Origin of the sequence: Dyella tabacisoli (assembly GCF_003350925.1) — a bacterium.
Classification (GTDB): domain Bacteria; phylum Pseudomonadota; class Gammaproteobacteria; order Xanthomonadales; family Rhodanobacteraceae; genus Dyella_C; species Dyella_C tabacisoli.
The window spans coordinates 131,815-145,694 of record NZ_KZ857177.1 but is presented as its reverse complement, the minus strand read 5'-3'; the positions used below and the strand labels follow the sequence as shown (position 1 = coordinate 145,694).

Here is a 13,880-nt window from a genome sequence, read left to right as displayed (position 1 = left end):
CTCAAATGCGACGGAAAACCAGGGTACCGTTGGTGCCGCCGAAGCCGAACGAGTTGGAAACCGCCACATCGATCTTGGCCTGGCGCGCAGTATGCGGCACAAAGTCCAAATCGCAGCCCTCGCCGGGCTCGTCCAGATTGATAGTCGGCGGCATCACTTGGTCACGCAAGGCAAGGATCGAGAAAATCGCCTCGATACCGCCGGCAGCACCGAGCAAGTGACCTGTGATCGACTTGGTCGAGCTTATCGCCAGCTTGTAAGCGTGGTCACCAAATACACGCTTGGCAGCGAGCACTTCACCTAGATCGCCAAGCTGCGTTGACGTACCGTGCGCATTAACGTACTGCACGTCGGTCGGGTTGATAGCACCATCGCGCAATGCATTCTCCATGCAACGCGCAGCACCTTCGCCGCCCTCACTTGGTGCGGTGATGTGGTACGCATCGCCGCTCATGCCAAAACCGGCCAGCTCGGCATAAATGCGCGCGCCGCGCGCCTTAGCGTGCTCGTACTCCTCCAGCACCAAGACGCCGGCGCCATCGGACAGCACGAAACCATCGCGGTTCTTATCCCATGGGCGGCTAGCCTTGGTCGGCTCGTCGTTGCGGGTAGACATGGCCTTGGCCGAACAGAAGCCCGCCATCGCCGTGCCGGTCGTGGCGAACTCGGCACCGCCGGCCACCATCACATCGGCATCGCCGTACTGAATCATTCGCGCCGCCAGGCCGATATTGTGCGTGGCTGTGGTACAGGCGGTAACGCAAGCGATATTGGGGCCCTTCAGGCCGAACATGATCGAAAGATGGCCCGACACCATGTTGATGATCGAGCTCGGCACGAAGAACGGCGACACCCGACGAGGACCCTTATCGTGCAGCTCAATGGCGGTGTGTTCGATAGTGTGCAAACCGCCGATACCTGCGGCAACCGCCACGCCGATGCGTGGAGCATTCGCTTCGGTCACTTCCAGCCCGGAGTCGCGTAAAGCCTGGGTGCCGGCAGCGATGCCGTAATGGATGAACGGATCCATCTTCTTGATATCTTTCGCGGCCATCCACTGCCCCGGCTCGAAATCACGCACCTGACCCGCAATGCGGGTGGCATACGCGGTGGCGTCGAAATGGGTGACCTGACCGATACCGCTGACGCCTTTGAGAATGTTCTCCCAAGCGCTGGCAATGTCGTTACCGACCGGCGAAATGATGCCCATGCCGGTCACTACCACACGTCGTTTGCTCATGCTGTTCTTCCTTCATGGTTCCGTGGCGCTGCCTTAAGCGGCAACCGTTCCACGCTTGTCGCGGCCACGTCATCGTGCCCTCTACGGCTCGCATCCTGCGAACCATACGGGGTCGGACGTTGCGAAATGCAGAAACGAAAACTGCGCCAAGGCGGCGCAGCTTTCGGTATCGTTTCGTAGTGAGCGCCACGCATCAAGCGCCAGCTCACTTGCGGATCGATCATGCTTTCTCGGTGTGAGCCTTGATGTAATCGACAGCCTGCTGCACCGTGGTGATCTTCTCGGCTTCTTCGTCGGGGATCTCGCACTCGAATTCTTCTTCGAGAGCCATCACCAGCTCAACAGTATCCAGCGAGTCTGCGCCCAGATCGTCCACGAACGAAGAGTTCGCATTGACTTCATCTTCCTTCACGCCCAACTGCTCGACGACGATTTTCTTGACGCGCTCTTCGATGGTGCTCATGTTGCCAATACCTCCCAAGGGGAAAATTGCTTATCTACGCCGGTTCTGTGCCCGGCAAGGCCGGCGGATTGTAATGGCTAAGCTCTGAGGCCGCCATGGTCCTGGTTAAGCGCAGCCTATCGAGCCGGCGCGAAGGGCTAATTGTCGCCTAAAAAGCGGCCGCTGGCGACAACCCCCCAGAAGTGGCGTAGCCAAAGGCCAATCAGCGCGTACTGACGGCTCGTGGCAGCCAGGCCGTAGCCGGCCGTAAACCCACCCATCCCTTAGCCACCCACACTCGGCCCTGGAGATCGGGCGGTGGTGCGGTGTGCGCGGACCACATGAGCAAAAAGCCTTGCGGATGTTGCTGCGCCCATTGCCGCGGATCGCCCGCGGTGGGCAGCGGCTCTGGTAAGCGCGCAAAAAAAGTGAGTAACCCCGGCTCATCGCCGACGCGGGCAAGCGGCACGCCCTGCTGGCGCAGAGCGACGACTTGTTGCGCAAGTTCGCGCACGTCCGCGCCATCGGCCAGTTGTATACGCATCACCGGCAACAAAGCCATCGTCAGCAGCAAAGAAACCAGTGCCGCGCGCTGCTCCGTGCCCCCTCTAACCTGTCGCAACAACAGCACGGCCAACCCAAGCATGCACAGAGCCAACGCGATCATCCCCCATGGCATGGATAAGTTCTGATGCATGCCTTCAGGGCGAAGAATCGTCCAGGCCAGCCAGCCAGCGATCAGCACCATCAGGCCCAGCAGCCGCAGTGGTGAAAGCAAGCTGGGCTCAGCTCGCGACATCGCGCCAAGCAGCAACGCCGCACCCGGAAATAGCGGCAACAGGTAGTGCAACTGTTTGCCACTGACAAAACTAAAACCGATCAATGCCGGCACGACCGCACAGAATCCAAAGCGGCCGGCACTTGAATGCAAACTCTCGCTGGCGGCGCCGCGCACGTGCTTCCAACGCAGAACCAGCGGCCAAGGAAGCACAATCAACGGCAACCACATCAAATACCACCAGAACGCTCGATTATGCGCAAAGCTGTCGAGTACCCGCCCCGCTGTTTGCGTCACCAACAATTCATGCGCATCGGAGGCACCAAGGTGACGCACCTCCGCCAACGCCCAAAACAGCACTGGCAGACCTGAAAGCAGGGTGATCGCGAGCATCGCTCCGATGCGCTGCCAACCAGGCTTTGACGCTACCGGCGCCCACCAACGCGCCAGCAGCATCGGACCGGCCAAGTGCAGTAACAACACCGGCCCCTTGGTCAACATGCCCAGGCCGCTGGCCACAAACAGCAGTACCAACGCACGCCAATCGCCGCCTTGCACCCACTGGATCACCGCAAGAAACGCCAACAGCACAAAGAAACACAAGACGATGTCGAACATCACCGCCCCGCAGAACAACAAAAAATAAACACATCCAAGCAATAGCCACCCTGCCTGTTGTGCCTCAACACCGGCAAGACGCCGCTCGATCAAGGTCAGTAGGCGAATGCAACCGGCACCAAATAACACCACCATGGCACGTGAGGTCCATAGCGATGCGCCAAACAGGCTCCAGCTCAAGTTCAACAACCAGAACAGCAGCGGCGGCTTGTCGAAATAGGGAAACCCATTGAGATGCAGGGCGATCAGCTCAGCCGATTGGCGCATTTCCCAGGCGATGCTGAGATAACGGGTCTCGTCCACTGGCACCGGGGGAAGGATGCCTAGTAGAGGCAACAGCAGCCATATAGCCAGCCAGGGGGAACTACTCAGGCCGGCACGCAATCGGTCCAGGGCGTTCATAGATGAAGTTTCAGCGGCCGTACTTAGGTTTAAGAGCGCGCAACTCTACAAAAGCCATATGACAAAATCTTACCGAACCTACCCCGCTGAGCCTGCTCAAAATGTGAAAGGCAGCGATGCTGCGGGAGCGACCTCAGTTACAGGCATCTCCCACAAAACATCGCCCCCTTGAAAGCCCTCGTTACGGCATGTACATGCCGCCGTTAACGTGCAGCGTCTCGCCGGTGATGTAGGCCGCCGCGGGCGATGCCAGGAAACCCACCGCCTTGGCGATGTCGTGGGCTTGGCCCAGGTGGCCCAAGGCAATCTGCCCCAGCAGCGCCTGTTTCGACTCTTCAGGCAACGCGCGCGTCATATCGGTATCGATAAAGCCGGGCGCGACCACGTTCACCGTAATGCCACGACTGCCGATTTCGCGTGCGAGTGACTTTGAAAACGCGATGATGCCGGCCTTTGCCGCGGCATAGTTGGCCTGTCCCGGGTTACCGGTAACGCCTACTACGGAGGCGATCGAAATGATGCGGCCTTTACGCGCCTTCATCATGCCGCGCATAACGGCTTTGGAGGTGCGGTATACCGAAGTGAGGTTGGTATCGATAATGGCCTGCCAATCGTCGTCTTTCATACGCATCAGTAGCTGGTCGCGAGTGATACCCGCGTTGTTGACCAAGATCGAGACCGGCCCAAACTCTTTGCCGATCGAGTCGATCAACGCATCGACAGCCGCGCCGTCGGTGACGTTCAAGACACGACCATGACCACCCTGCCCGGCAAGCCGTGCACCGATTGCCGCGGCCCCCGATTCACTGGTGGCCGTACCGATGACGGTCGCGCCCTGCTCAGCCAGTTCGTCTGCGATAGCCGCACCGATACCGCGGCTGGCGCCGGTGACCAAGGCGATCTCACCCTGCAATGGTTTACTCATTCGTTGGTTTCCTCAGGAAAGCGGGAATCGGGAATCGGGAATCGGGAATCGGATGGGAGTACGGCGGGTCAAACCCATTCAGCACGAACTGCATCCAGTTCTGCCGGTGTACCGATGGCACGCGCCTCGACACTCTTATCGATACGCTTGATTAAGCCAGTCAGCACTTTGCCGGGGCCAGCCTCGGCGACACGGGTGGCACCGGCCGCGGCAAGTGCCTGGACACATTCGGTCCAACGCACCGGCAGATACAACTGGCGCTGCAATGCGGCGCGAATATCGTCTACGCTGCCGTAAGCCTTGGCTTCGGCGTTCTGCACCACCGGCACAGTCGGCTGCTGCCAGGCGATCGATGCCATGCGCTCGCCCAAAAGCTCGGCAGCATCGCGCATCAATGCACAATGCGAAGGCACCGACACGGCCAGCTTGATGGCCTTCTTGACGCCTAATTCGGCCAAGCGAGCCAGCGTGCGATCCACCGCCTCGGCGTTACCGGCAATCACCAACTGACCCGGTGAATTGTAATTCGCAGGCGCCACTACTTGCCCCTGGGCCATCTCGGCACAGACCTGTGCGATCTGTGCATCGTCGCCACCAAGTATCGCCGCCATCGCACCAACACCGGCGGGCACGGCGGCCTGCATCAAGCGGCCACGCTCGGCAACCAGGGCCGCCGCATCATGCAACGACAACGCGTCGGCACAAACCAATGCGCTGTATTCGCCCAGGCTGTGGCCAGAAAACTGTGCGGGCATGGCACCGCCGAGTTTGCGCCATACGCGCCACACGGCAACGCTCGCCGCCAGCAAAGCTGGCTGGGTGTTTTGTGTCGCATTGAGCTCGACCTCTGGACCCTGCTGCGAAAGCGTCCACAGGTCAGCGCCTGCGCCAGCCGAAGCCTCGTCAAAAGCCGCCCTCACCTCGGTATGGACCGTGGCCAATTCGGCGAGCATGCCAACGGCTTGCGAGCCCTGGCCCGGAAAAACGAAAGCGAGCGATGCGGCGACTTGAGTCATGGAGACGAGATTTCCGTAAGCTAAAGCGGGAATGGTGCCAGCATCCGCAGCCGTACGCAGCCGTATTGGACCCATCGGCGGCTGTTACGCGACTTTAGACAGGCTCTTATGCAGGTGAACGAGACATCGCACACCTGCTTTCAAACGAAGAAAGCCGCGCATTTGCACGGCTTTCCTGTATGTCATGCCAAGGGCAAGCTCGGCTACTTTCTGCCATCTCGGCTCAATAGCGCAATAGCGCCGAAGCCCAGGTAAACCCGCCACCGAAAGCTTCGAGCAACAGGTTCTGACCGCGCTGCACCTTACCCGAGCGCACCGCATAATCCAACGCCAGCGGCACCGAACCCGACGATGTATTCGCGTGCTTGTCCACCGTCACGATCACCTGCTCCATCGGCATGTTCAGCCGCTTGGCGGTGGCTTCGATGATGCGCAAATTCGCCTGATGGGGAATCAACCAGTCGATTTGCGAAGCCTCCATACCGGCGGCCTGCAATGTTTCTTCAACCAGGGAGTCCAGCGTTTTTACAGCGACCTTGAAGACTTCACGGCCGGACATATGGATGCGCACACCGTGATTCGGTTCATCGTTGAAGCCCGCCGACACGCCCACGGGGTTGTACAGCAGATCTTTGTAAGCCCCATCGGCGTGTAAGCACGTGGCATAGATGCCCGGCTCGCTGGATGCCTCAAGGACAACTGCGCCGGCGCCATCGCCGAACAGCACGCAGGTTTCGCGCTCGGTCCAATCGACCATGCGAGTCAAGGTCTCGGCACCGATCACCAGCACTTTCTTCGAATGACCGCTACGAATGAATTTGTCGGCGATACCGAGCGCGTAGACGAAACCCGAGCAAGCGGCATTGACGTCAAACGCAGCGCAGCCGTTGGCGCCAAGCCGGTGTTGTACCAGGCACGCGGTGGACGGAAAAATGATGTCGGGCGTCGTCGTACCGAGCACAATCAGATCCAGCTCGGAAGCCTTTACCCCGGCCGCCTCCAGCGCGATCTGCGCCGCCCGGTAGGATAAATCGCCGGTAGTCTCGCCCTCAGCGACAACATGGCGCTGACGGATGCCTGTGCGGGTACGAATCCATTCGTCACTGGTCTCGACAAACTGCTCAAGGTCAGCGTTGGTCAGCACCTTCTCTGGGAGCGCACTGCCAGTGCCGGTAATGCGGGCATAAATCTGAGCCATGAACGATCCATCTGAGGGTTGGCGAAGCAAACGCACCACCCATCACCCCTGATGGCCGTTCTCGCCGAAGCTGCAAAGTTACGTTCTATGAACGCTTAAACGCAAAACGGCGCGTTGCCGCGCCGTTTTGCGGAACCGTATCCCTTACGGGAACGATTAATCTTCTTCGACCACCGAGGTCTTGGTTTCGATGACTTTCTTGCCACGGTAGTAACCGTCGGCGGTGACGTGATGGCGCAGATGCACCTCGCCACTGGTCGGGTCGGTGGACAGTTGCACGGTCTTCAACGCATCGTGCGAACGACGCATGCCGCGGGTGGACGGGGTCTTGCGGCTCTTGGCAACGGCCATGGCGGGTCTCCAGCTAAATCATTGTTTCTTGAGTTCGCGCAAAACCGCGAACGGGTTATCGGAACGATCCTCGCTGGGGAGCTCTTCCTCCGGGCCAGGACCCACTACTTCGTCAGGCAACGTACTGTCCGGATTAACCGGAATCAGCGGCAGCGCCAACAGCAATTCGTCTTCGATCACATCCGCTAGATTCAACCTGCCATCTTCGGCGACCAGCAAAGGCTCGCAACCCGGCGGCAAGGCCGACTCCTCACGCTCGGACTTAATCAGCCCGAGACGGCTCTCTACCGTTGTCGGCAGCACGAATGGCTCTAGCGTACGCTGGCAAATCAGCGTCAGCGGCACCTGGACGCGAACGTCAAGATACGCCGTACCGAACTCATCGCGGCCAAAATCCAACTCGAACTGAGCCGTGCCATCGGTACCCGCCAACACCTCGCCCAATCGCTGGAAGGTGGTGATGGGTAATACCCCTTGGAACGAACGCTGCGCCGAAACCATGCGCCAAGCGTCCACGGACTCTGGCAGTGTCACGGACATAATCGAGAAATTCTAGGTTTGTGGCCGCCTTAAGTCAACTACCGCGGGCCTTCACATGCCACAAAGGTTGGTATTTTGCCTGATTCGAGCGCATGCGGCAGACTGCCGCCCTACGCCCTTGAGCCGACATGTCCTCCGTGAATACCCATCTGACACTCGGCCTGGCTCTACTGTTCATCTTACTGGCAGCCCTGGCAAGCCTAACCCTGTTTTACCGTCAACGCACATATCGCCGGGCTGGCAGCGTGCGACAACTGCTGGAACTGGCCGATCGGCTGGAAAGCGACCTGAAAACCTGCCGCGCCGGACTGCAGCAGGCGCATGCCGTGATGTCGCTCAACCCAGACCTGCCCACGACCGGCGAGCAGGAGGCGCGGCACGCCATCGATGCTGGCCTGCGCTCCCTGCTACAGCAGCGGATCTGGATTCGGGACAAGGCCCCCCGCGCGACCCAGCAAGAGCTGGACGAGGCCGCTATAACCATGAGTGCGGCACGCCAACGCCTGCAACCCTTGCTCACCGGACTGAACCAAGCCCAACACGCGCTTGATAACGCCGTGCGCGAACATATCCGACGCGAACCCTAGGCCATGCCGACTCCAAGCCCGACTCCCCCACGCCTGATCCTCGGCTCCACCTCGCCTTATCGCGCTGAACTGCTGCGCCGGTTACTGCCCGACTTCGAACAATACGCACCCGGCACGGATGAAACACCGCTGCCAGGCGAAACTCCGCCTGCGCGAGCCTTGCGCCTGGCCATCGCCAAAACTGAGGTGGTAGCTGCAGGTCAGCACAACGCATTGGTCATCGGCTCCGATCAGGTCGCCGAATTCGATGGCCACATGCTGGACAAACCAGGTTCGATCGAACGCGCCCGCGCTCAACTTGCCGCCAGCTCCGGTCGCGAGGTGCATTTCCATACGGCGCTGTGCTTGCTCGACACCCGCGACGGTCAACGCCATACCCACGTCGACCACACGCGCGTGCGTTTTCGTCCATTGGATGCCGATGAAATCGCCCGTTATGTCGAGCGCGAGCAACCGCTCGATTGCGCCGGCAGCTTTAAGTGCGAGGGGCTCGGCATCAGCTTGTTCGAACGCGTCGACAACGAAGATCCCAGTGCATTGATCGGCCTGCCGCTGATCGCCCTTGCGCGGCTGCTGCGACAGGTGGGTATCGCACTGCCCTGAAGCGGGGAACGGGGCACAAAAAACAATGAGGCAGTAGCGCAACTGGCACAACGATAATGGCGTCTCGCCAGCGCACTGCGGCGCTCGCTACACTGACCTCATCACGCATGGAAAGCGTTCACTGCGCCACCAACGGCTACCACCCACTATGTCCGCCATCACTGCCCTCCGCGATGAAACCCTACATGCACGCCTGCACGCCGCGATGGAGCAGGTCAATCGCGTGCTGCTTGGCAAGCCGCGCCAGATCAAGCTCGCCTTCACCTGCCTGATCGCCGGCGGTCATTTGCTTCTGGAAGATGTACCGGGCGTGGGCAAAACCACTCTGGCGCATGCACTGGCGGCCAGTTTCGCGTTGGATTTCCAGCGCGTGCAATTCACCAGCGATCTGCTGCCGTCGGACATTATCGGAGTCAGTGTCTACGAGCGCGAGACCGGTACGTTCCGTTTTCACCCAGGCCCGATCTTTACCGGCTTGCTGCTGGCCGACGAAATCAATCGCGCCACCCCGAAAACACAAAGTGCCTTGTTGGAGGCCATGGCCGAAGGCCAGGTCACCGTCGATGGCCAGACGCATGTGCTATCGCAACCGTTCTTCGTCGTCGCCACGCAAAACCCGCTCGACTTGAACGGCACGTTTTCATTGCCCGATTCCCAGCTCGATCGCTTCATGCTGCGACTTTCGCTGGACTACCCAGATAGCACCGCCGAGCGCGCCCTGCTCACCGGCAGCGACCGCCGCGATCTACTGGCGCAGTTGCACCCTCAACTGGACGGCGCCGGGCTGGCCGCGCTGCATCAACAAGCACAGACCATCACCGCGAGCTCGGCTCTGCTTGATTACTTACAAGCCCTGCTCGCTGCCAGCCGTCGCCATGGCGATATCCGCGTGGGCCTGTCGCCTCGTGCCGGCCTGGCTCTACTTGGCGCCGCGCGCGCGTGGGCACTACTGAGCAACCGTACTCATGTGCTGCCGGAAGACATCCAGGCGCTGTTCGTACCACTGGCTGCGCACCGACTGGTGCCGGCACGGGGCGCCAGCGGCGACACGCTAGCGCGCAACCTGTTAGCCGAGGTCGCGGTAGATTGATGGGGGGCGGTTGATGGACCTGGGCGTGGACGCTATCCGCCGCATGCAGTCCTGGGCCGAACGCCGGCTGCCTGCACTCACTCGCTATCGCCGCCCTGAAAGCCTGCCGATCGAGCTGCATCGTCGCCGCATCTATATCGTGCCGACCGGCTTTGGCCTGGGCTTCACTGTACTGCTGACGGTGATGCTGGTGGGTGCGCTGAACTATGCCAACAACGCGGCGCTATTGCTCACCTGCCTGCTCGGCGCCGCCAGCACGGCAAGCATGCTGATCGCCTTTCGCAACCTCGATGGCCTGCGCCTGACCACGATTCAAGCTGGCCACGCTATCGCCGGTCAGCCGCTGACACTGCAATTTCATATGCAAAGTGCCGGACGCATGCATCAAGCGGTCTACCTTGAGGTGGACGGCCAAACCCAGGCTTTCGCGATCGCTCCCGGCGACAGCACGCGCGTGGTGTTTTCGCTCGCCACCACACAACGCGGATGGCAACCATTGCCGCGCATCAAGTTATGGACGAGTTGGCCGCTCGGCCTGTTTCGATCCTGGAGCTGGCTGTATCCGCAACAGTCATCGCTAGTGTGGCCGCGACCCGAAGCCCATGGCCCGCCACCGTCACAACCCCCCGATGACCTACATCGCCGGCGCCTGCATCACGGCGAAGATCTAGCGGCACTACGCGACTATCGTCCAGGTGATCCATTGCGACATATCGCCTGGAAGGTCAGCGCCCGTCATCACAGCCTGTTGGTGAAGGATTTCGAACAACCGGAAGGCCATGAGGCGTGGCGCCTGGATTGGCGCCAACTGTCTGCGCTGGATCACGAAGCGCGTATCGCCCGCCTGGCACGCTGGCTCGGCGAAGCCGAGGCCAAAGGCCGGCGCAGCAGCCTTTGGCTGCCCGAGGAAGAGATCGCCTCCGGCATTGGGCAGGCGCATTACACCTGCTGCATGAACGCATTGGCGCGACTGCCATGATTGTGTCCATATGAAGTGGCCACGCATGCTCAGTCGCTCACGCCTTGGCGAGACCACTATCGATATCCGCGCATTCGATCTCATCTGCCTGACCATGGCGGTGGTGCTGGCCCTGCACATGCCGCAGTTGCCTATATGGCTGAGTAGTGCGCTGGCACTGATACTCGGCCTGCGCTGGTGGCAACGGCGACGATGGCCAGGCCGCGCGCCGGCCTATCTCAAACTGCCCTTGCTTGGCTTGCTGACCATGGCGGTGATTTTTCAGTACCACAGCATCTTCGGCCGCGAGCCCGGCACGGCGCTTGCGGTGGGGCTGCTGGTACTCAAGCTGCTGGAGACCGAAACACCGCGCGATGCACAGGTCAGCATGGCATTCGCCTGCTTCGCCTTGATGGCGGCACTGCTGTTCAATCAAAGCATGCTGGTCACCGCAGGGGTCGCACTAGGCCTGCTGCCGGCATTAGCCGCCCTGCGCGCGCTACAACCTGCGCGCATGGCTACTACGATGCCGCGCGAACTGCTGCCGGCCTTCGGATTGTTGGCGGCATCGCTGCCATTGACGCTGTTCGCCTTCGTATTGGTTCCGCGGCTGAACTCGCCGCTGTGGGCTACGCCGCCGACCCCGCAGGCACGCACCGGCCTCAGCGAGCAGATGTCACCCGGCGACTTTGCCGAGTTGCTTACCGACGACCGACCCGCGTTGCGGGTAAGTTTCGATGACGCACAACCAGCACCCGCACAACGCTATTTCCGTGCTTATGTCATGTGGCGCTACGACGGTCGCCGCTGGGATTACATGGGAGACCCGCGCCCGCCCGCCACCGTCGAAAGTGCCGATTCGATCGCCTACCGCATCAGCCTGGAGGCCAGCAACCAACGCGTGCTGCCCGCACTCGATGTGCCGCTCGCCGCGCCTGCCCAGGCCAGGCTAAGTGCCGATCGCGAGCTGATTGCCGACAAGCCCGTCAACGAGGCGCTCAATTACTCCCTGCGTTCAGCCCTGCACTATCGCTTGCAAGCAGAGCTGGACGACCGCGAGCAACGACGCGGCCTGCAACTACCCGCAGACTTCAATCCGCGTACGCGCGCCCTGGCAGCTCAATGGCGGCAACAATTCGGCAAGAACGACGCAGCCATCGTGCAGCAGGCGCTGACGATGTTTCACAACGATAACTTCCGCTATACGCTGTCGCCCGCACCGTTAGGGCGCGACGCGATGGACGACTTTCTGTTCACTACGCGCGAAGGGTTCTGCGAACACTACGCATCGGCGTTCACCGTACTGATGCGCGCCGCCGGCATCCCTGCCCGTATCGTTACCGGGTACCAGGGCGGTTATTGGAACTCACTCGGCAACTATCTATTGGTACGCCAATCCGATGCCCATGCATGGAGTGAAGTTTGGCTGGCTGGCCGAGGTTGGGTGCGCATGGATCCCACCGCAGCCGTACGACCCGAACGAGTCAGCCTGGGTGCGGCCGCCGCGACCGGAGATCAAGCGAGCTGGTACCGCAATCAGTGGCTACAAAACTTGCGCAATCGATGGGACATCGTCAACCACTGGTGGAACGAAGGCATCATCGGTTTCGACGCACTGCGCCAGCGTGGATTACTTGTCCCCTTCGGTATCCGCGACACCGATACGACCACACTAAGCCTGCTACTGACGGTGACCTGCGTGCTGTTCGCGGCCGTCGGCTTGGCCTGGGCCCTATGGCGTCGACGCCGCCAGGACGCGTTATCCACGGCGATGCGCACGCTTGAACGGAAACTCGCCCGCGTCAAGGTGATTCGCCGACTTAGCGAAGGACCGCAGCACTACCTGAGCCGAGCTGCCAGGGCGCTGCCGCATCAGCGCCGCGAACTCGAAAGGCTGATGGATGCCTATCTCAGCCTGCGTTACGCCCATGACGAGCCTCCTACTGAACCGCTGAAAGCCTTTCAAAAAGCCGCCAGGAATTTCCGTCCACGACGCACATCCACCTGACTCATTCGCAGCGGCGCGGGCGGAGCCGATCCACGGCAGCGCTCCGTGAGCAATCTGTCTGATACCCAAATAATCGATTCCAGAACGGTGGCGCCGATGGGACATCGTCAACCATTAGCGGCGCAAAGGCGTTACCAGGACCGACGCATAGCGGCAACTTGCGGCAGCCGATTTGGTTTAGACGCGCCGGCTCGGTTGCCGTACAGATGCGCGGTACACTGCGATGCGTGTGCTTGAACGGAACTGGCCCGCCTGGAATAGCTCGCAGGCATAGCGAGGGATGGCAGTTTCACCTGAGCTGGGCCGCCAGGACGAACCTGAAAGACTGCTGGAGACTTACCTCGACCTGCGTTACGTGCATGATGAACCTCCTTCAAAATTGCCGCCTCTAACATAAGCAAGCTGTACGGAATTTCTGACCGCAACGTATGGTCAAACGACGCTGAACCGCGGACACGCCTACATCCGCCCCACGATGGAGAAAGCTTTCATGTCCATGTACAAACCCCTTGCCCTGGCAGCCGTCACTGCGTCCCTGGCCGCCTGCGTGACGATTCCCCAGCCGCTGCAAGGTACCTATACCGACATCACCAGTACCGCGGCCCAACAAGGTGGCGCAGGTGGCGCCAAGGTGCGCTGGGGCGGCGAGATCATCAAGACCGAGCCCGGCCAACAAGAGACCTGCTTCTACCTGCTGTCGCGTCCGCTCGATAGCGAAGCACGACCGACCTCAGGCAATACAGCGGAAAATCAGGGCCGTTTCGTCGCCTGCCGCAGTGGCTTCTACGATCCCGAAGTGTTCGCCCGCGGACGCGAGGTCACCATCACCGGCACGTTGCACGGCACGGTGTCGCAGAAAGTCGGTGAATACGACTACGCCTATCCCCGCGTCGAAGCCGACGTGGTTTACCTGTGGCCCAAGCGCGTCGCCGTGCGCTACCCGCAGGGCTATTACGACCCATTCTGGGGTCCGGGTTTTGGACCGTACTGGGGCCCATGGGGCGACCCATTCTGGTACCAGCCGCGAGTCATCGTGGTACCGCGGCCATTGCCGCCGCCACCGCGCAGATAATCTGCGACATGAAAACGCCGGCTTTATGCCGGCGTTTTCATGTGGTCTCAAC

14 protein-coding genes are annotated in these 13,880 nt (G+C 60.9%); 6 read left to right on the top strand and 8 right to left on the bottom strand.

Annotated elements, in window-relative coordinates; all coding sequences use genetic code 11:
• Position 1: 1 nt before the first annotated feature.
• The 8 genes from fabF to DVJ77_RS12535 form a co-directional block, all read right to left on the bottom strand.
• Positions 2-1,240 (bottom strand): beta-ketoacyl-ACP synthase II, encoded by a 1,239-nt coding sequence (gene fabF, locus DVJ77_RS12570; protein ID WP_114845866.1) that lies wholly within the window; start codon positions 1,238-1,240, stop codon positions 2-4.
• Positions 1,241-1,460: 220 nt separating this feature from the next.
• Positions 1,461-1,703: an acyl carrier protein gene (gene acpP, locus DVJ77_RS12565; RefSeq protein WP_114845865.1), complete on the bottom strand. Its 243-nt coding sequence runs from the start codon at positions 1,701-1,703 to the stop codon at positions 1,461-1,463.
• A gap of 202 nt (positions 1,704-1,905) precedes the next feature.
• Positions 1,906-3,480, bottom strand: coding sequence for an ArnT family glycosyltransferase (locus DVJ77_RS12560; RefSeq protein ID WP_114845864.1), 1,575 nt, complete (start codon positions 3,478-3,480; stop codon positions 1,906-1,908).
• A 181-nt stretch (positions 3,481-3,661) separates the two neighbouring features.
• Positions 3,662-4,405, bottom strand: a complete 744-nt coding sequence (gene fabG / locus DVJ77_RS12555; RefSeq protein ID WP_114845863.1) for a 3-oxoacyl-ACP reductase FabG — start codon at positions 4,403-4,405, stop codon at positions 3,662-3,664.
• Positions 4,406-4,473: 68 nt separating this feature from the next.
• A complete protein-coding gene (gene fabD / locus DVJ77_RS12550; RefSeq protein ID WP_114845862.1) occupies positions 4,474-5,421 on the bottom strand; it encodes an ACP S-malonyltransferase in 948 nt (315 codons plus the stop codon).
• Between the two features lie 223 nt (positions 5,422-5,644).
• A complete protein-coding gene (locus DVJ77_RS12545) occupies positions 5,645-6,619 on the bottom strand; it encodes a beta-ketoacyl-ACP synthase III (protein ID WP_114845861.1) in 975 nt (324 codons plus the stop codon).
• A 156-nt stretch (positions 6,620-6,775) separates the two neighbouring features.
• Positions 6,776-6,970, bottom strand: coding sequence for a 50S ribosomal protein L32 (gene rpmF, locus DVJ77_RS12540; RefSeq protein WP_114845860.1), 195 nt, complete (start codon positions 6,968-6,970; stop codon positions 6,776-6,778).
• 18 nt (positions 6,971-6,988) lie between these two features.
• Entirely contained in the window at positions 6,989-7,471 is a 483-nt protein-coding gene (locus tag DVJ77_RS12535) for a YceD family protein (RefSeq protein WP_114846098.1), read from the bottom strand.
• Between the two features lie 167 nt (positions 7,472-7,638).
• On the opposite strand from DVJ77_RS12535, the gene DVJ77_RS12530 reads away from it, so the two are divergent.
• From DVJ77_RS12530 to DVJ77_RS12505, 6 genes are all read left to right on the top strand, one after another.
• Positions 7,639-8,097, top strand: a complete 459-nt coding sequence (locus tag DVJ77_RS12530; protein ID WP_318530920.1) for a hypothetical protein — start codon at positions 7,639-7,641, stop codon at positions 8,095-8,097.
• Between the two features lie 3 nt (positions 8,098-8,100).
• Positions 8,101-8,700 carry a Maf family protein gene (locus DVJ77_RS12525; RefSeq protein WP_114845859.1) on the top strand — a complete coding sequence of 200 codons (600 nt, stop codon included), beginning with the start codon at positions 8,101-8,103 and terminating at the stop codon, positions 8,698-8,700.
• A 148-nt stretch (positions 8,701-8,848) separates the two neighbouring features.
• Entirely contained in the window at positions 8,849-9,790 is a 942-nt protein-coding gene (locus tag DVJ77_RS12520; protein ID WP_114845858.1) for an AAA family ATPase, read from the top strand.
• A gap of 43 nt (positions 9,791-9,833) precedes the next feature.
• A complete protein-coding gene (locus DVJ77_RS12515; protein WP_225427998.1) occupies positions 9,834-10,769 on the top strand; it encodes a DUF58 domain-containing protein in 936 nt (311 codons plus the stop codon).
• A 10-nt stretch (positions 10,770-10,779) separates the two neighbouring features.
• Positions 10,780-12,756: a transglutaminase TgpA family protein gene (locus tag DVJ77_RS12510; protein ID WP_114845856.1), complete on the top strand. Its 1,977-nt coding sequence runs from the start codon at positions 10,780-10,782 to the stop codon at positions 12,754-12,756.
• A gap of 490 nt (positions 12,757-13,246) precedes the next feature.
• Entirely contained in the window at positions 13,247-13,828 is a 582-nt protein-coding gene (locus DVJ77_RS12505) for a Slp family lipoprotein (RefSeq protein ID WP_114845855.1), read from the top strand.
• The last annotated feature ends 52 nt before the right edge of the window (positions 13,829-13,880 follow it).